The sequence below is a fragment of the Rahnella variigena genome (assembly GCF_003610915.1).
Lineage (GTDB): Bacteria > Pseudomonadota > Gammaproteobacteria > Enterobacterales > Enterobacteriaceae > Rahnella > Rahnella variigena.
The window spans coordinates 93,082-109,751 of sequence record NZ_NSDJ01000002.1; the positions used below are offsets into that span (position 1 = coordinate 93,082).

General features: G+C 50.3%; 19 protein-coding genes. 5 read left to right on the plus strand and 14 right to left on the minus strand.

What is annotated here, in order from left to right:
* Positions 1-7 precede the first annotated feature (7 nt).
* Positions 8-1,120 carry an ABC transporter substrate-binding protein gene (locus tag CKQ54_RS22380; protein WP_120162981.1) on the plus strand — a complete coding sequence of 371 codons (1,113 nt, stop codon included), beginning with the start codon at positions 8-10 and terminating at the stop codon, positions 1,118-1,120.
* Between the two features lie 126 nt (positions 1,121-1,246).
* On the opposite strand, the gene CKQ54_RS22385 is transcribed toward CKQ54_RS22380, so the two are convergent.
* The 8 genes from CKQ54_RS22385 to CKQ54_RS22415 all read right to left on the minus strand — a co-directional run bounded on the left by CKQ54_RS22385 (position 1,247) and on the right by CKQ54_RS22415 (position 8,075).
* Positions 1,247-1,633 carry a methionine-R-sulfoxide reductase gene (locus CKQ54_RS22385; RefSeq protein ID WP_120162951.1) on the minus strand — a complete coding sequence of 129 codons (387 nt, stop codon included), beginning with the start codon at positions 1,631-1,633 and terminating at the stop codon, positions 1,247-1,249.
* 112 nt (positions 1,634-1,745) lie between these two features.
* Entirely contained in the window at positions 1,746-2,789 is a 1,044-nt protein-coding gene (dctP, locus tag CKQ54_RS22390; protein WP_120162952.1) for a TRAP transporter substrate-binding protein DctP, read from the minus strand.
* A 64-nt stretch (positions 2,790-2,853) separates the two neighbouring features.
* On the minus strand, positions 2,854-2,994 hold the full coding sequence (locus CKQ54_RS25610) for a hypothetical protein (protein WP_167459678.1): 141 nt from the start codon (positions 2,992-2,994) through the stop codon (positions 2,854-2,856).
* A gap of 15 nt (positions 2,995-3,009) precedes the next feature.
* Entirely contained in the window at positions 3,010-4,128 is a 1,119-nt protein-coding gene (locus CKQ54_RS22395; RefSeq protein WP_120162953.1) for an NADH-dependent flavin oxidoreductase, read from the minus strand.
* A gap of 12 nt (positions 4,129-4,140) precedes the next feature.
* Positions 4,141-5,199: an alpha/beta hydrolase gene (locus CKQ54_RS22400; protein ID WP_244220280.1), complete on the minus strand. Its 1,059-nt coding sequence runs from the start codon at positions 5,197-5,199 to the stop codon at positions 4,141-4,143.
* 192 nt (positions 5,200-5,391) lie between these two features.
* Complete coding sequence (locus CKQ54_RS22405; RefSeq protein ID WP_120162954.1) at positions 5,392-6,282, minus strand: LysR family transcriptional regulator; 891 nt, start codon at positions 6,280-6,282, stop codon at positions 5,392-5,394.
* 261 nt (positions 6,283-6,543) lie between these two features.
* A complete protein-coding gene (locus tag CKQ54_RS22410; RefSeq protein WP_120162983.1) occupies positions 6,544-7,116 on the minus strand; it encodes a TetR/AcrR family transcriptional regulator in 573 nt (190 codons plus the stop codon).
* Positions 7,117-7,211: 95 nt separating this feature from the next.
* On the minus strand, positions 7,212-8,075 hold the full coding sequence (locus CKQ54_RS22415) for an arginase family protein (protein WP_120162955.1): 864 nt from the start codon (positions 8,073-8,075) through the stop codon (positions 7,212-7,214).
* Positions 8,076-8,136: 61 nt separating this feature from the next.
* Between CKQ54_RS22415 and CKQ54_RS22420 the strand changes: the two genes are divergently transcribed.
* Positions 8,137-8,394 (plus strand): hypothetical protein, encoded by a 258-nt coding sequence (locus CKQ54_RS22420; protein WP_120162956.1) that lies wholly within the window; start codon positions 8,137-8,139, stop codon positions 8,392-8,394.
* Positions 8,395-8,634: 240 nt separating this feature from the next.
* Here the strand turns inward: CKQ54_RS22420 and CKQ54_RS22425 are convergent, their stop codons facing one another.
* Positions 8,635-11,055, minus strand: a complete 2,421-nt coding sequence (locus tag CKQ54_RS22425) for a TonB-dependent receptor domain-containing protein (RefSeq protein ID WP_120162957.1) — start codon at positions 11,053-11,055, stop codon at positions 8,635-8,637.
* A gap of 371 nt (positions 11,056-11,426) precedes the next feature.
* On the opposite strand from CKQ54_RS22425, the gene CKQ54_RS22430 reads away from it, so the two are divergent.
* Positions 11,427-12,239 carry a siderophore-interacting protein gene (locus tag CKQ54_RS22430; protein WP_120162958.1) on the plus strand — a complete coding sequence of 271 codons (813 nt, stop codon included), beginning with the start codon at positions 11,427-11,429 and terminating at the stop codon, positions 12,237-12,239.
* A gap of 2 nt (positions 12,240-12,241) precedes the next feature.
* On the plus strand, positions 12,242-12,724 hold the full coding sequence (locus CKQ54_RS22435; protein ID WP_244220281.1) for a PadR family transcriptional regulator: 483 nt from the start codon (positions 12,242-12,244) through the stop codon (positions 12,722-12,724).
* A gap of 67 nt (positions 12,725-12,791) precedes the next feature.
* Here CKQ54_RS22435 and map read toward each other — a convergent pair whose 3' ends face one another.
* The 5 genes from map to CKQ54_RS22460 all read right to left on the minus strand — a co-directional run bounded on the left by map (position 12,792) and on the right by CKQ54_RS22460 (position 15,792).
* Positions 12,792-13,547: a type I methionyl aminopeptidase gene (gene map, locus CKQ54_RS22440; protein ID WP_425272832.1), complete on the minus strand. Its 756-nt coding sequence runs from the start codon at positions 13,545-13,547 to the stop codon at positions 12,792-12,794.
* A 37-nt stretch (positions 13,548-13,584) separates the two neighbouring features.
* Positions 13,585-13,839, minus strand: coding sequence for a ParD-like family protein (locus tag CKQ54_RS22445; protein ID WP_120162960.1), 255 nt, complete (start codon positions 13,837-13,839; stop codon positions 13,585-13,587).
* 130 nt (positions 13,840-13,969) lie between these two features.
* A complete protein-coding gene (locus CKQ54_RS22450; protein ID WP_120162961.1) occupies positions 13,970-14,251 on the minus strand; it encodes a pentapeptide MXKDX repeat protein in 282 nt (93 codons plus the stop codon).
* Positions 14,252-14,321: 70 nt separating this feature from the next.
* Entirely contained in the window at positions 14,322-15,125 is an 804-nt protein-coding gene (locus tag CKQ54_RS22455) for a molybdopterin-dependent oxidoreductase (RefSeq protein ID WP_120162962.1), read from the minus strand.
* Between the two features lie 10 nt (positions 15,126-15,135).
* Positions 15,136-15,792: a cytochrome b/b6 domain-containing protein gene (locus tag CKQ54_RS22460; RefSeq protein WP_208644642.1), complete on the minus strand. Its 657-nt coding sequence runs from the start codon at positions 15,790-15,792 to the stop codon at positions 15,136-15,138.
* Positions 15,793-15,945: 153 nt separating this feature from the next.
* Between CKQ54_RS22460 and CKQ54_RS22465 the strand changes: the two genes are divergently transcribed.
* Positions 15,946-16,668, plus strand: coding sequence for a response regulator transcription factor (locus tag CKQ54_RS22465; RefSeq protein ID WP_120162963.1), 723 nt, complete (start codon positions 15,946-15,948; stop codon positions 16,666-16,668).
* Positions 16,669-16,670 lie beyond the last annotated feature (2 nt).

The following is a 16,670-nucleotide window of genomic DNA, read 5'->3' on the forward strand; positions in this document are numbered from 1 at the left end:
GAGGCGCATGCTACATGCGCTGATTAGCCTGCTGCTTATGTTGTTTCTGGCGCTGATAAGTCTGAAAGCGCAGGCGCGGACCATTATCGATATCGACGGCAATCATGTTGAAATTCCGGATAATCCGCAACGTATTGTGCTGGGAGAAAGTCGCATGCTCTATACGCTGGCGATGCTGGAACCCGGCGATCCGGTCAGACGCATCGTCGGCTGGCCCCTTGATTTGAAGAAATATGACAGTCAGATCTGGGCGATATTTGCGCAGAAGTTTCCCGATATGCTGGCTATTCCGTCGCTGGGGCTGGGCGGGACTAATGACATGAATCCTGAAAAGGTGCTGGCGCTCAAACCGGATCTGGTCATTTTGCCGAGTCTGGCGCGCTATGACGATGCAGATTTACGGCTAAAAGCCATGCTCGACGCCGCGCATATTCCGGTTGTTAAAATAGATCTCCGTGTGCGTCTGCTTAAAAATACCACGCGCAGTGTGGCTATCCTGGGCGAAGTGCTTAATCAGAGCGCAAGAGCGCAGGCTTTCAATCGCTTCTACGATGCGCATATGCAGGTCATTCATGACCGCCTGGCTTCTTACCACGGGAAAAAGCCGACCGTGCTGCTTCAGCTACATCTTGGACGCCGGAATGAATGTTGCGTAACGGCGGTAAAGGGAAGTCTTGGTGAACTGCTGTCCTTTGCCGGGGGGGATAACATCGCCAGCAAAACGGTACAGGGCGTCTTTGGACGATTAAATGAGGAAGTGGTGATCATGGCGCAACCCGAAGTTTACATCGCTACCGGCGCGGGTGCTGCTGAAGATCAGAATGATTTGAAACTCGGTCCGGCGATCACCCCCGACATGGCGCAGCAGAGCCTGCGTGAATTAACGGCCAGACAGAATGGATTACGTGAACTGAAAGCCCTGCATAATGGCCGAACGGGGATAATTTGGCAGAATTTCTACTTAAGTCCATGGCACGTTGCCGCCACGGAGTTCATGGCGAAGACACTTTATCCGGAACTGTTTACGGATATCGAACCGGAACACACGTTGAAGCAGATTTTCCATGATTATCTGCCGATACCTTACAGCGGGACATTCTTTGCGACCGGAGGTCAGTAAACACGTCAGACCCTGGCATTAGGTTTACTGAGCACCCCCCGGATAAAACATCACGCCATGATGATATTGTTGGCGTTTCCTTATAAGGGCTGCTCCTGAGCGGCCCTTTTTCACATCGTTTCCTGCTTATTCCGCTTTGTGATAATTACCACGCTCGTCTGCGCTTTCAAAAACCATTGAAACGGAGTTCACACAGTGACGCAGATTCTTCTCGGTTAAATATTCTCCCTCAAAGACATGCCCCAGATGCGCCTTGCAGTTGGCACAGACAATTTCGGTTCTGCGGCTATCGGCATCAGGCACGCGCTCAACCGCACCCGGAATTTCATCATCAAAAGCGGGCCAGCCGCAGTGAGATTCGAATTTATGTTCTGACGAATACAGCGGCGCAGAACATCTTTTGCAGACATAACGGCCCGGTGAAAAGTGCTCATTATATTCACCGGTATAAGGGCGCTCCGTCCCTTTATTTTCAATAACAAAACGTTCGAATTCGTTGAGTTCTTTATTCATTCTGATGACTCCTCAGATTACAGACATTGCAGGTGCTGGCTTTCAGTTTACACGATAAACCTGACCGCGTGGCGTACACGACCGGACCTGAGCACCTGCTGCTAAGCGCCGGTCAGCGGGAGTTCATCGACTCAGTCATCAGCACGCTGACTTTTTCCATCACCGGCACGGCCAGTGTGTTGCCTTGTGCTTCTTGCTCTTTTACCCACTGAGCCTGAGCGTCCTGATAGCGGGTAACCTTTTTCCAGTGGGTCACTTCGCTGTGTTGCAGCTCGCGGACATTTGCGCCCTCTTTGCGCAGGGCATCGAGCTGTGGTTCATAATTGCTGTCCATCACTGAACCGGCAGTTTTGTAGGCGATGCCGGCAGCGCGGGTGATGGCGTCTTTATCCTGCTGCGCCAGCTCGTTCCAGACTTTCTGATTCATCACCAGCAGATAAACATGGCCCAGCCACAGCTCTTTCGAGACTAAAACATCAGGGGCCATCTTTTGAATTCTAAGATCATAACCGCTGTCGACATTGACCATAATGCCGTCCAGCGTACCGGTTTTAAAGGCTTCCACAGTCTGCGGCCCCCACTGCATGGTTACCGGCGTGGCACCGGCATTACGCAGAAAACCCTGATGCCAGAAACTGGCTGAACGCCAGGTTGTCCCTTTAATATCCTCGAGGTTTTTGAGCGGATGTGTGCTGAAAAATGCCAGCGGATAACCCGTGGCAATCAGCACATTCACTACGCCTGCTTTTTTCAGTTCAGCAGGGAAGGCGGGGATTTCAGTAAAAACGCGACGGAAGAAAGCAATTTGCTTATCGCCGGAAGGCCCGACCGGAAAGCTTTTGAAGATCTGATGCAGCGGCAGTTCTTTCGCGGCATATTCCGGCACGACAATGCCGATATCTGCTGTCTTTCCCTCGCGCACGGTGCGTAATGCGTCGTAGCTGGTCGAAAGTTCGCCGCCCCAGTGCGCTTTAATCTTAAGGCGACCCTGAGATTCTTTTTCGACAGCAGGGAAGAACACGTCGTGGATAAAACCTGTACGCATTCCGCCCAGCGGTTCGTGATCGGTATATCGCAAGGTGGTGGTGGCTGAAACAGCCGCCGGTAAAAGGAGCAGGGTGAGCGCAAACGCCAGAGGTTTTCTGATTAATTCCATGTAATCTCACATTTTGGTCAGGCAAAACCTGAGTTTATCTGCTGACCAAAAATGTGAATGTGCGTTAAAACAGGTTATGCAGAAAGATGTAGGTTCCGTTCGGGCCGAACAGGAATTCGGCCAGTGCGCCGATTTCATCTGGCGTACCCCCCGCGACCTGGCGGTGACCTGGCGAGCATATTTTGATAAAACGCGCCGCGTTCATCACGGTTAGCCGTATTTAACGGATGTTAAACCAGCCAGTCGTTTCCTCAATTACACGCCACAGTTTTTGGGGTATAGCAAGTTTCTCTACGTCTGATGCAGCAATATTGAGAGCAATTTTTCCTTCAGCTTTGCCATCCACGAATTGAACCCAGTCTGGGTTCATAACCATACCCTGACCTACTGCCGTCAATGATACCCCTGCTTTTACAGCATCCTCGGCTTGCTCTGGTGTTCGCAACTGCCCGGCAACAATCAGAGGTATACGTCCAGCAAGGTGATCACGCACGATTTCGATGACTTTGGGGCCATTCGGTGCATCAACTGGTCTGGCTACAAGTGCATTACCGAGTGATACATGAAGATAATCGATACCCTCATCGACCAGGCGGTCAACCAGCTGAAGCGACTCATCAATGCGCAACCCATCTTCGTAATGCTCATCCGGGGAAATGCGGTATCCCATCAGGAAGGGATGGGTTGCATGATCAGCAATCGTTTTACGCACACTCTCAATGACGCTGAGCGGGAAACGCATACGGTTTTTAAGAGAGCCGCCCCATTGATCTTCTCTACGGTTGGAATGAGGTGAGAAAAAGTTTTGAAGTAAAAAACCATGGGCACCATGTAGCTCAACACCATCAAATCCTGCTTCTATTGCACGGCGAGTTGCTTCCCCGAAAGCCTGAATAACAGTTTCGACTTCAGTGCATGTCAGTTCACGAGGGGTAACGGACGGTGCGAAAGGACCGGCGTCACCGGGAATAGCACTTGCAGCCACAATATCCGAAACCAGTTCAGGGCTGGTTTTTACACCTGCATGGAATATTTGTAAAATTGCCGGTGCTCCACCGCTTTTTGCAGCCATAGCAAGGCGCTTTAAACCCGGAATAAATTTGTCGTCATACGCAGCAAACTCTCCCGTAAACCCAATGCCGTTTTCCTGAACATGTGTACAGCCAGTAATGACCAGCCCGATATCCTGAACGCGTCGACGATAATATGCTTCTTCCTCATCAGATACCGTGCCGTCATCATTACCCGCCCAGGTCGTCATCGGAGCCATCACAATACGGTTGCGCAGCGTCACACTTTTACCAAGTGGAAATTTTTCTAGTAGTGGAGTTTGTTTCATGGATAGTCATACCTATGCGAGATTTTTCTTGAAGAAAGGAGCCAGCTTACTCGCTGCAACCGTTGCACCCTGACCATCATAGAGGTCCATATGGGTGGCACCCGGAATGATATGCAGCGTTTTTTGAACAGAGGCCGCAGTGTTGTGTAATTCCTGGCTGTGCCAGAGCGATCCTGCTTTACTACCGGCTACAATCAGAAGTGGTTGTGTTAAATAGACATCCGCCCCTTCAAATCCGGTGAAAGACGCCAGCGTACTGATACTTGTCATCAGCATTTGATTGGTAGAAGTCGGATATTTTCCGCGTTCGGTCAGATAGTAGTCCGCAGCTTCCTGAAGATCTTTGGGGGCACTGGTATCACCCAATTTGGGCACATAGTTGACATAAACCGGTGCGCCGCCTGCTGCTTCGACTGTGCGCTGTTTAGCAACCGCATCCAGAGTTGGAATGAGTTCAGATTCTGATGTTGTTCCTTCCCAGCCTTTACGGGTCGCTGCTCCAACATCTACGGCACTGACCGTTGCCAGCGCTTTGATTCGGCGTTCCGTCATCGACGCTTTAACCGTGATACCACTGCCTGCACAAACGCCTAATGCGCCGATTCGATTATTATCGACATAAGGCAGAGTCGTCAGGTAATCGACTGCGCTATAGAAATCGACGACTCGCTTCATGGGGTCATCAACAAAACGCGGTAATCCGCCACTAGCCCCCTGATGGGAGGCATCAAACGCCAGGGTGACAAATCCTTCTTTAGCCAGTTTGAGGGCATAAAGTCCAGCTGTCTGTTCCTTAACGCCACCACCAGGGTGGACAACGACAATAGCAGCGTATTGACGGTTTTCGCTGAAATCCGGGGGGACGTAGATATTTCCGGACATCATTATCTCATTGTTCCGGAACAGAACGCTGGTGACTGTGATGCCATCTACGTGTGTAGTGGTGCCAGATGTATTAGGTGTAGGTGAGAGCATGGCTGAGGCATGACCCGCCATCAGTAATCCTGCTGAGGCCACTGAACTCGTCAGGATAAAATTACGGCGACTTAACCCACCTGTTTTTTTACTCATTGCAAGACTCCTTCATATACATGATGGCGGCCCTGGCCGCTGAAAGAACATGGATTGTTTCAGCGGCCATCTTAATCTCTTTAGTATTGAGAAATTAGATGCTTAATTTCGCATGGGCTTAGAAGGAGGTTTTATTAATAGGGTTATAAGTCACTGAGTTCGACATGAAACAGGACAAACAGCGCTCAAAGGTTATGGGGCACGGAGTGCTTTGAGCACAAGTGCAAATGCCGGAGAATGTTGTAGACGGCTGGGGTAGTAAAGATGATAGGGGGGACGCGGTGGACACCAGTCTGTCAGCACCTGGACTAACATCCCGTTTTCAAGATAATTCTCCACGATATCTAGCGGCAGATAAGCAAGTCCCAGTCCATCAAGGGCGGCCTGCCTCATCATATTTATCGTGCTGAAAGTCGCTCGTCCATCAATACGGACCTTAATTTCCGTCTCATCCTTGCGAAACTCCCAGGTATAGAATCCGCCATGAGTGGGCAGGCGTAATCTGATACAGCTATGATCGTTTAAATCACGAGGCGTTCCCGGATAGGACTTCCCCATGAAATAAGAGGGCGCACCGACCACTGCAAAACGAAAGTCCCTGGCAAGTGGCAGGGAAACCATATCCTTATCGACCTGTTCGCCCAACCGAACGCCAGCATCATAACGCTCAGCGACAATATCTTTGAGTCCGTACTCGCTGATAATTTCAATGTTGATATCGGGATACTCAAGCATCAGCGGGGCGAGTTTAGGCCAGAGAATTGTATCGGCTGCATGTTCAACGGCAGTAATACGCACAGTACCGGCTGGTTTTTCTCTCAACCCGCTGAGTGCGGCGATCTCACTTTCAATTTCGTCAAAATGTGGTCCTATACGGGAAAGTAGCCGCTCGCCAGCTTCTGTCACAGAAACGCTACGCGTGGTACGGGTAAGAAGGCGAAGGCCAAGATCTGCTTCAAGAGTCCTTACCGTGTAGCTCAGTGCCGACTGCGAGACACCTAACTGAGCGGCCGCTTTTGTGAAACTTTTTTCACGGGCAACTGCGATAAAAGCTTGATAATCGTTCACATTTTTACGGCGCATTTATTGACCAGGTTTTTTGGATTAATATTTCTTACTTATAAAATAATTCCTGGCGTGGAGGTTTGTCTATTGGTAACGAGCCAACGTTCCACATCCACGACAAGTATCCATTAGCACTCACTCATGCTCAATTGAACCAAGGCTTACCAACTTCCGCTTTTGGCACACAGCATACAAGTATCTGGCGCTGAAGGTCTGCTGAGAGCGATCAGCGGACATTAACGATTCGTGGGCCATCATGTTGACTAAATCTGGTTAGCACTAATTCAATAATTTTGACATCAGCTCAAAAAACATTGGCAGGTCATGGCTGATCGAGAAGGACGCATTTATGGCTTTACGTGCGATTAAACCGTCAATAAAGGCAAAAAGTATAATCGTGATTTCCTCCAGGTTAATGTTCCGGCGAAACTCTCCCGCCGCAATACCTTCTGTGATAATCCCTGCAATACTTTTCCGCATGATGATATCACTGGATATATACGTTTTTTGCAATTCAGGGTTCCGTGCAGATTCCGCAATGATTTCAACCCACAGTCGATGCGTGACTGGGTAACCTACATCGCTTATGCATGAAGTAACCTGCGTACAAAGGCGGTCGAAATAAGTACCGCCAGATGGAGTGTTATGGCCTATCAACGCTGAATTCTGCTCCTCAAGAACGATTGCCTTGATGAGGTCATCTTTGCTCTTGAAATACGTGTACATTGCTCCCTGGCTGATCCCAGCCCGGATGGAAATTTCACGCACGCTTGTCGCACTAAAGCCTTTTTCTGCAAAGCAGGCTGCAGCAGCGGTAATCAGCTTATGGTAGGTTTCAGTTTTCTTTAACATGTCGACTATTACGTTTAATCTGGTGCCCAACTTTAACGCTCTTTTATAATAGGAGCCAGGGTAGAACGCTGTAGCCTGGCTCCCTCAATCCGATGTTACTTTATAAGCGGTAACGCACTGAGCATATTCTTGAGGTTCAGCATATCCCAGGGCAAATGTTCAGCGATCGTCAGGCCAACAGGTTGTGCTTTTGAGTTAGCCTGAGCTATCAGGTTGAGTACATTTTCAATAGTCAGTTTGCCTTCTGCCACGTCACCAAAGTCATGCTCTCCTCTGCCAGGCCTTGCGAAAAGAACAGAACGGAAAAGTGATGGATCGAGAACGTCCAGATCAATGTGTATCGCCAGATATTCAATATTTTCCTTTTTAATCCACTCAATAACGTCTTTCCCGTCGTCTTTGATTTGTTCAGGACCGATAGTCGCAATGTTATGATGAGCAAGGTATTCCGCTTCATAAGTCAGTGGATCGTGGATACCGGCAATCATTATTTTTGAGGGATTGAGTCTGGTGGCCACATGAGCAAGCAAGTCTTTATCACCTGTTCCAATCAGTGCTCCCAGAACATGAGCATGGGCGTTTGGATATTGTTTTGCAGTCTGTACGTCGGGATGGGAGTCAATCCAGAGCACACCGAGTCTATCACCGTATTTATTGAGCAGATGTGAAAAAGGTGCCAGTGATACCAGGCAATCGCCGCCAAATACGACAATTGAATCGGGATCATGTTTCTCAATCAGAGCGGCTGCATCCTTGAGTTGCCTGATAATTTGAGGTTTAGCGTTAATGCCGTCCACCTCAACCAATGGCTCCGTTGTGGGCTCATCGACCGGAACAGACTCAACAGGACCATCCGATTCGGGTGAAAGATACGAGAGAAGAAGCGAGCCAAGATGATAGGGGGGATTATTGCCACCTTGCCATTGAGGAAATAATAATCTGAGTGTTTTACTGGTCATAATTTGCCTGTCTTGTTTGAGCAATGGATTGATTTGTGTGAAATTACCACTATAAAAATGAATGATCGTTCATTCATTTTACGTAATCATTGCTTTTCCGCAAGCAGCGCGGCACGTTCAGCTAATGCCGCAAAGTGAGAGCCTTTTTACCGAACACAAAAATCATCAGGGGCAGGAGCTGTCGGGCAGCGTGCGCATTACCCTTCAACCTTTGTTTGAAAATCAGGAAATTTTGCGGCGTTTACTTAAGCATTTGCGAGATTATCCGCACCTGAATATCGAATGGCTGCCGACCGGGTGTCCCGGAGTCTTTACGTGACCTGCAATTTAATTACCCGCTCAGCGCGCTGAATAACAGTAACTCCGGACGGGCCTGGCCCTGGCAATTTTCCGCCCCCATCAGCCTCTGCTACCCGCCCGCGTACGGCTGGTGTTTGACTGGCTGACGCAGATCCTCAAAGAGCTGTTCAGCGAATAGCGGCGTTATTAAGGAAATAAAAAAGCGCCATGTTTGCACATGACGCTGTTGTGATTAAACGGCTGTGTTTACCGTCTGATGTTAGAAATCAACATTGACGCCCAGCTGGAAGCTGCGACCTGGCATCACGGCCAGTGCCTTGTTGTATTCATCCTGATTAGTGGTATCAGTCAGAGTACGGCTGCTCAGGTAATCCCAGTATTTGCGGTCGGTGATGTTGTAAACACCACCGCTGAGTTTCACGTTCTTCGCGACTTTCCAGTACGCCGTTGCATCAACCATACCGTAGCCCGGTACGTTCATGTATTCGGTGGTGGAACCCGTGATTGGCGTACCGGCGTTGGTGTAGCTCTGACGGTTTGTCGCTTCGGCTTTTTTACCTTTGACGAAAGTCGCGGTCAGCGCAGTACCGTACACGCCGGATGGATCATCCCACGCCACGCCAGCGACAAATTTCATTGGCGGCACGCTGTCGAGATCCACATACTTGTCGCCATCGTAGCTGGATTTCGATTCACCTTTGGCATAACCCAGTGCGAAGGTGGTGCTCAGACCGTCAACGCTGCTGAACCAGGTACCGTAGTTAATTTTGGTGCTCAGATCGCCACCATAGATAAACGCTTCATCGCGGTTTTCGGCCTGATAAATCGTATAAATATTGGAGGGCACATTGGTGAACATGCCCGGGTTGGCAGCACGGCTGTAGCGGGTGTTGGCAATAAAGTTTTTGTAGGTGTTGTAGAAAACGGAAGTCTTGAAGGTTACACCTTCAGTCGCTTCACCTTTCATACCCCATTCGAAGTTATTGCTGGTCTCGGTTTTCAAATCCGTGTTGCCGATCAGCGCGTATTGCTGAGAACCGGCATAAGAAGAACCGAGGTTCCAGGAACCGTAAAGCTGGCTGGCATCCGGGAATTGCGCACCACGACGATATTGCAGGTAAGTCATCAGCTTAGGCGTGATGTCATAGGTGAACGCCAGGGACGGCAGAAATTGCGTATCGGAATTGGCTTTGCCATATAGGGTAGAAACCTGGCCTTCAGAGACGGTGCTGTTGGACAAGTCAGACAGATCTTTCGCTTTGGTGTTCTGATACGCCACACGCACAGCAGGCACGATGGAGAAGTCATGGCCATCAAGGTCAAACTTCATGGTGTCCTGCAGGAAGCCGCCGAGAATATAAGAACGGCTGTTCGCTTCCGGCTGCATGATAGTGGTGTAAACGCTTTGCTCCGGGCTTTCACGGAACGGACGTTCAGTGTTGGACATACGACCGTTGATACCGGCGCTCAGCTCATGACGACCCAGCGTTTTCAGCCAGCTGGTTTCCCCGCCGAAAGTGTTGACGTCATAGTTGGAATAGACGTTCATCATCTGCTTACTGGCGTTCGGCATGTAGGTATTGTCGTGCGCCTGCGTGTACTGGTAATACACTTTCGAAACAATAGCATCGACGTAATCGTTGAACGGTGTCCATTCGTCTTTCAGCGTCGCGCCCCAGCGGCGGGTGTTACTTTGCTGCTGTGCGGTGCCGAGAATGGCGCTGCCTGAGCTGTTCCACGCATCGTAATGGGTATGGTTTACTTTTTCGTAATAATCGAGCGTACCGGTGACTTTATGTTCGTCATTTGGCTGCCAGATAACGGATGTCATGACTGCGTCGGAGTGCCAGTTAGCCGGATACGCATCGTGCGTTCCGCTGTTATTGCTGGTTTCCTGGCCGTCGCGGCGGCTGATGGCGATCAGACCACGCAGGGTTTCATCACCTGCGGCGGCGGTGATGCCGTTGTGCCAGGAGCGGTCGGAAGAATCATAATCAGACTGGTAACCGAAATAGGTTTCCTTGCCCGGACGCAGATAATCATCGGCAGATTTTGGCAGGAAGGAAACGGCACCGCCGATTGAGGTGTTGGCGCGATCAGCGGAGGTGGCGCCGGATTCGATATCTACCTGGCCGTAAATGTAAGGATCGATGTAATCACGGCCAATACCGGAGGTGCCCAGACCCGCGCGGCTTGCGTAGCTGCGGCCGGTGGCGCTTGGCTGTGGAATGCCGTCGACATCGATGCCGACGCGGTTGCTTTCCAGACCACGGATGTTATAGCCGGTATAACCGTTACGGTCGAAGCCGCTTTTGCCGTTGCCGGAACCGCCGCTGGAGCCGGTTGCGGTGATCAGGGGCTCATAACGCATGATAGTGCCGAAATCATTGCCGCCTTTTTGCTGCATTTCTGCTGCGGTGATAGTGGTTTTCGAGCCCGGTTTTTTATCCGGTATCGTTTCGGTAACCGTCATCACTTCTTCATTGTTCTGCGCCAGATCCTGCGCAGTACGCACCACCGGTTTTTTCCTGATGGCTTCAGAAGCTGGCGTTTTATTGGCTGCCAGATCGGTGGTGTCTTTAACCGCTTGTGCTGCATTTACGTTAAAGGTGGTGGTGAGAATCGTCCCCATGAAAATGACGTTTTTCACCAAACCCTGCTGTGTAAAGGATTTGAACATTTGTTTTTAGCCCTGCACTATTTTTTAAAAGTTCTGCTCGCATTTACTGCCTTTCGACAAATCAGACGCGCTGGTCATCTGCTTTCAATTCTTCCGTAAAAAGCCCTTGTCCTTATAAAATATGGGTTTATTTGACGTCCTTACCCACTTCGGCTTGGTGCGAATGATAATGATACTGAGAATTGTTATCAACAAATTGATAAATAAAAATGGGCTTCTTAACGAAATCTTTGCAATGTGTGGCTCAGAATGAACTACCGCGAGATCAAAAGTGCGGGGGATGATGCCTGTGTCCTTACGTTTTTCAGGGTTGCGGAAAATATTCCTAAGATATATCTTTCGTTCAACCTTACTTAAAAAGAGAAAACGTGATGACTCAACATCGCAACGAAACCCCTGCCGTAAACTTGCCTGTCCGCGTCAAAAACGACCTGGTTTTCCGTCATATCACCGTCAAAAGCAGCGAAAACGTGGCTGGCTGTTTTCAGCGTATCGTGTTGAACGGCGACGATCTGAAAGGTTTTAACTCGCGTGGTTTTGATGACCACATCAAACTGTTTTTCCCGGCAAATCCCGGTGATGTGATCACGCCGCCGACCGCGACCGACGAAGGCATTGTCTGGGGCGAAGGGCCGCGTCCGCTTAACCGCGAATACACGCCGCTGCATTTCGATGCACAAGCCAACGAACTGACGCTGGATTTCTATCTTCACGATGGCGGTGTCGCCAGTGAATGGGCGGCTGGCGCGAAGCCGGGCGATAAACTGATCATCGGCGGACCGCGCGGTTCACTGATTATCCCGACCACTTACGCATGGCAGTTGTATGTCTGCGATGAAACCGGTCTTCCGGCGGTGAAGCGCCGTTTGCGCGAGCTGAAACAGCCCGCGTCTGCCGCGAAAGTGACCGTGCTGGTCAAAGTGAAAGATGTCAGTTGCGTTAGCTACTTAGACGATGAAAAAGAGTTCGACATCGAATGGGTTGTCAGTGAAGAACAAAACGGTTATCAGGAAGATGACGCGGCAGTTAAAAAACTGAAAAGCATTTCTTTGCCGGAAAGTGATTACTACATCTGGGCGACCGGCGAGGGGAAATTTGTTAAAGGGCTGAATGATTACTTCGTCGAAAATCGCGGACTGGACGCCAATCTGGTGCGTTGTGTCGCTTACTGGCACAACAAGTAACGATGATGAATCATAAACACCGTCGCGAAAGGATGTTTGAAACGGGTGATATCCGTCTGCTGATGCTGCATTTTTTACAGCAACGTTCCGCTCACGGTTATGAACTGATCAAAGCCATCGAAGAACTCTCCAAAGGCGAATACACGCCGAGCGCCAGTATCATTTATCCGAACCTGACCTTCCTGGAAGAACAGGGTCTGGTAACGGCAAAACAGGAAGAGGGCGGCAAGAAACAATATTCGATTACGCCGGAAGGCACGCAGTCGCTGGCAGAGCAGGGTGATTTGCTCGGTTCAGTGACGGAAAAACTGCATTCACTGGCGATTTTATCGAATAACCGCAGTATTCCGGAAATGCAGCGGGCGATTAACAATATGCGCATGGCGCTCAATTTGCGGCTGGCGAAAGGTCCGATCGGGCAGGAAACGCTGTATAAAATCACCGATGCGTTAGACCGCGCGACCAAAGAAATTGAGCGCAGCTAAACGGATTATCAAAAACTATAAAGCCTCCGACCGGAGGCTTTATACGTTCAGGAAATATCACGGAAAATCAGTTCTCTTCAGGCCATGGGGTCAATATTTCATAGCCATCTTTTGTCACCGCAATCATATGTTCCCATTGTGCGGACAACGAATGATCTTTAGTCACCACCGTCCAGCCGTCGGGCAGCACTTTATTCTGCTTTTTACCGGCGTTCAGCATCGGTTCGATGGTGAATAACATGCCTTCCTGCAACACCAGTCCGCGGCCTTTTTCACCGTAATGCAGCACCTGCGGATCTTCGTGATAACCCATGCCGATGCCGTGACCGCAGTATTCTTCTACGATGGAAAACCCTTCGCGCTTCGCTACCGAGGCAATGGCATGACCCACATCACCGAGGGTTGCGCCGGGACGCACCACTTCGATACCGGCCATCATTGCTTCAAAGGTGGTATCCACCAGACGGCGAGCCATAATGCTCGGCTCACCGGCGTAATACATGCGGCTGGTGTCGCCGTACCAGCCATCTTTGATCAGCGCCACGTCGATGTTCACGATATCGCCTTTCTTCAGCGCTTTATCGGAAGGAATACCGTGGCAAATCACATGGTTGACGGAGGTGCAGGTGGTTTTCTGATAGCCGTGATAACCGATATTTGCCGGGATCGCCTGTAATTCGTTGACGATAAAATCGTGGCAGATGCGGTCCAGTTCATTGGTCGTGACACCCGGTACCACATAAGGCGTGATCATATGCAGCACCCGCGCTGCCAGTTTACCGGCGATACGCGCTTTATCGATGCCTTCCGGCGTTTTGACCATGCGGTTATTATTGACGAAATATCGGCTGTCTAAACCATTATTCATTGCTTGCCTTCCTGTGTGTGCCGCTGACATTTAACAGCGTGCGGATACTTCCGGTGTTTTCTTCAGATTCCAAGCTGCAACGCACCAGCAATTGCGAAATCTCGCTGTGCGTCATGTCCGGATGAGTTTCCATCAGCATACCGATTTTCATCCAGTGCTCGGCCTGCGCGTTGATGGAACGCGTATACGCCAGACTGGCGATGCGCAGATTCTCATGCATCAGTTCGGAGATTTTAATGATACCCATCGGGCGTCCTCATTAGTATACGAATCATATATGTTTTATATACTACGCAGGTCGCTGTCAATTTTCCAATAAAAAAGCCTCCGCTGAACAGACGGAGGCGTTTTCGCTGCATAGCCGGGTTTAGCGGCGTTTACTGGGCAGAGGTGTTTTTTTTCATGGCATCTTTCGACATGTTGTCTTTGGACATTGAGTCTTTAGACATGCTGTCTTTCTTCATATGATCTTTCGACATGCAGTCTTTGCCCATGCTGTCTTTAGCCATGGAATCTTTACTCATGCTGTCTTTTTTCATGCAGTCTTTCGACATATGGCCCATGGTATCTTTCTTCGCCATCGCGTCAGCAGCATAAGTGGTGCTCACAGCGCCCATCATCAGACAAGCAGACATCATCATTACGGTTAACTTTTTCATGATAAATCCTTCTTTTAGGTTTTGAGATACAAAGGTTGTTGTGGACAGTGTTGATCCTTGAGGATCGTGTTCAGCTTCCGCCGAACCAGTTGTAGCCCTGATCTTCCCAGTAGCCACCAGTGAACTTGTTTGTTATTTCAATGACTTCAATATGCTTTGGATTCTTATAGCCGAGTTTGGTCGGCATTCTGAGCTTCATCGGGAAGCCGTATTTTCGCGGTAAAATCTGGCCGTCATAAGTCAGCGCCAGCAGGGTTTGCGGATGCAGTGCCGTCGCCATATCAATGCTGGTGTAATACTGATCTGCGCATTTAAAACTGACGTATTCCGCCGTGAGATCGGCCCCGATCAGACGCAGAAAATCACCGAACGGCACGCCGCCCCATTTGCCAATCGCGCTCCAGCCTTCGACACAAATGTGACGAGTCACCTGGCTGACCTGCGCCATTTTGTACAGCGTTGGCAATGACCATTCGCGTTTATCCAGCGCCAGACCGGCGATTTTCAGGCGATAAGCGTTACCGTCTACTTCCGGTGCGTCGTCTTCGGCGTAAAAAGCGTTAAACGGAAACGGACGTGTGATCATCGATTCGGCGTACACCGGCGCCAGGCGCGTCGAGCCAAACAGCCAGCCTTGCACGCGGTCGTTGAATCCAGAAATCTTACCGAGCGCGTTTTCGACGCTGGCGTTATCGCTGATATCGCAACCGGTGAGCATCGCGACGCCGCCGAGCGTCAGCCCGCGTTGCAGGAACAGGCGGCGGGAGGGCGCATCCAGTTCGCGGATAATCTGTTTTTTCGCTTCCTGTAAAATCGCTTCGCTGTCGGAAGGGCTGAAAATCTGGCTGATACTTTTTTTGAGGATGTTTTTCATCAGGTCTTCCTTAACGTCCGCGGATCATGGCAATCAGGGTTTTCGGCACCAGCGCCACCATCACGATATGCAGCACCACAAATCCCACCAGTGAAGCCATCGCCAGAAAATGCACATAACGCGCCGTATCAAAGCCGCCCATCAGTTCGCGCAGCAGCGGAAATTGCACGGATTTCCACACCACCAGCCCGGAAAGCACCAGCACAATGCCGTCAAACATCACGAACACATACGCCGCACGCTGAACCATATTGTAGTGACGCAAATCGTCGTGTTTCAGCTTGCCGCGCACGGCAGCCAGTAAATCGTTGAAGATGCCGCGCGGCGTCAGAGGCCAGAATTTTCGTTTCATGCGGCCGGTAAAAATGTTCATCATCAGATAAAACAGGCCGTTAAATCCAAACAGCCACATACCGGCGAAATGCCACTGAATGCCGCCACCGAGCCAGCCACCAAGTGTGACCGTTGGCGGGAAATCAAAATTAAACAGCGGTGAGGCGTTATAAATCTGCCAGCCGCTGGTGACCATAATCAGCACCGCCAGCGCGTTCAGCCAGTGCGTCAGACGAAGCCATAACGGATGCACGATGGCGGGTTTTTGTTTTGACGGATGCACGATGGCGGGTTTTTGTTTTGCCTGTCCGGGTAAATCCGTGTGTATTGTCATGATGAAGTCCGGCTGTCCGTCCTGTGATGAAGCGAGTATTGAGCGGATTTGTTCCCCGATACCTCACGCAAAGTTAAATAAAATGTGATAACTCGCGGGCGGTTGCTTGTGTAGACTCAAACCATTGGGGAACACCACGTTTTGGGATGACATATGGATAAGACGAAGAAGATCCTGATCGTTGAAGATGACGGGGATATCGCAGAACTGCTCAGCCTGCATCTGCGTGATGAAGGTTATGAAATTACGCACGCCGCAGACGGTAATCTGGGCGTGGCGCATCTGGAGAAAGGCGGCTGGGACGCGCTGATCCTCGACCTGATGCTGCCGGGTGTAGACGGTCTGGAAATCTGCCGCCGTGCGCGCAACATGACGCGTTATACGCCGATCATTATTATCAGCGCACGTTCCAGCGAAGTGCATCGGGTGCTCGGGCTGGAACTGGGCGCGGATGATTATCTGGCAAAACCTTTCTCCATGCTGGAACTGGTGGCGCGGGTCAAGGCGCTGTTCCGGCGGCAGGAAGCGATGAGTCGCAATATGAAAATGGATGCCGGTACCCTGAGTTTTTCCGGGCTGGTCATCGACCCGATTGCTCGCGAAGTGATGCTCAGTCAGCAGCCCGTTGAACTGACGCCGCGAGAGTTTGATTTGCTGTATTTCTTTGCCAAAAATCCCGGCAAAGTGTTCTCGCGCCTCAGCCTGCTCAATCAGGTCTGGGGCTACGAACACGAAGGGTATGAACATACGGTGAACACCCATATCAACCGTCTGCGCATCAAGATAGAAGCTAATCCGGCCGAGCCGGAACGTATTCTGACCGTGTGGGGAAAAGGCTACAAATTCGTGTCTTCCGCTGAAGACGCGCAAGGGTAAAT

Excerpts from the sequence above, each read along its gene's own strand:
- CKQ54_RS22380 (WP_120162981.1), top strand. The coding sequence starts at position 8 with ATGCTACATGCGCTGATTAGCCTGCTGCTTATGTTGTTTCTGGCGCTG.
- CKQ54_RS22385 (WP_120162951.1), bottom strand. The coding sequence starts at position 1,633 with ATGAATAAAGAACTCAACGAATTCGAACGTTTTGTTATTGAAAATAAA.
- dctP (WP_120162952.1), bottom strand. The coding sequence starts at position 2,789 with ATGGAATTAATCAGAAAACCTCTGGCGTTTGCGCTCACCCTGCTCCTT.
- CKQ54_RS25610 (WP_167459678.1), bottom strand. The coding sequence starts at position 2,994 with ATGAACGCGGCGCGTTTTATCAAAATATGCTCGCCAGGTCACCGCCAG.
- CKQ54_RS22395 (WP_120162953.1), bottom strand. The coding sequence starts at position 4,128 with ATGAAACAAACTCCACTACTAGAAAAATTTCCACTTGGTAAAAGTGTG.
- CKQ54_RS22400 (WP_244220280.1), bottom strand. The coding sequence starts at position 5,199 with ATGAGTAAAAAAACAGGTGGGTTAAGTCGCCGTAATTTTATCCTGACG.
- CKQ54_RS22405 (WP_120162954.1), bottom strand. The coding sequence starts at position 6,282 with ATGCGCCGTAAAAATGTGAACGATTATCAAGCTTTTATCGCAGTTGCC.
- CKQ54_RS22410 (WP_120162983.1), bottom strand. The coding sequence starts at position 7,116 with ATGTTAAAGAAAACTGAAACCTACCATAAGCTGATTACCGCTGCTGCA.
- CKQ54_RS22415 (WP_120162955.1), bottom strand. The coding sequence starts at position 8,075 with ATGACCAGTAAAACACTCAGATTATTATTTCCTCAATGGCAAGGTGGC.
- CKQ54_RS22420 (WP_120162956.1), top strand. The coding sequence starts at position 8,137 with ATGATCGTTCATTCATTTTACGTAATCATTGCTTTTCCGCAAGCAGCG.
- CKQ54_RS22425 (WP_120162957.1), bottom strand. The coding sequence starts at position 11,055 with ATGTTCAAATCCTTTACACAGCAGGGTTTGGTGAAAAACGTCATTTTC.
- CKQ54_RS22430 (WP_120162958.1), top strand. The coding sequence starts at position 11,427 with ATGACTCAACATCGCAACGAAACCCCTGCCGTAAACTTGCCTGTCCGC.
- CKQ54_RS22435 (WP_244220281.1), top strand. The coding sequence starts at position 12,242 with ATGATGAATCATAAACACCGTCGCGAAAGGATGTTTGAAACGGGTGAT.
- map (WP_425272832.1), bottom strand. The coding sequence starts at position 13,547 with ATGGTCAAAACGCCGGAAGGCATCGATAAAGCGCGTATCGCCGGTAAA.
- CKQ54_RS22445 (WP_120162960.1), bottom strand. The coding sequence starts at position 13,839 with ATGGGTATCATTAAAATCTCCGAACTGATGCATGAGAATCTGCGCATC.
- CKQ54_RS22450 (WP_120162961.1), bottom strand. The coding sequence starts at position 14,251 with ATGAAAAAGTTAACCGTAATGATGATGTCTGCTTGTCTGATGATGGGC.
- CKQ54_RS22455 (WP_120162962.1), bottom strand. The coding sequence starts at position 15,125 with ATGAAAAACATCCTCAAAAAAAGTATCAGCCAGATTTTCAGCCCTTCC.
- CKQ54_RS22460 (WP_208644642.1), bottom strand. The coding sequence starts at position 15,792 with ATGACAATACACACGGATTTACCCGGACAGGCAAAACAAAAACCCGCC.
- CKQ54_RS22465 (WP_120162963.1), top strand. The coding sequence starts at position 15,946 with ATGGATAAGACGAAGAAGATCCTGATCGTTGAAGATGACGGGGATATC.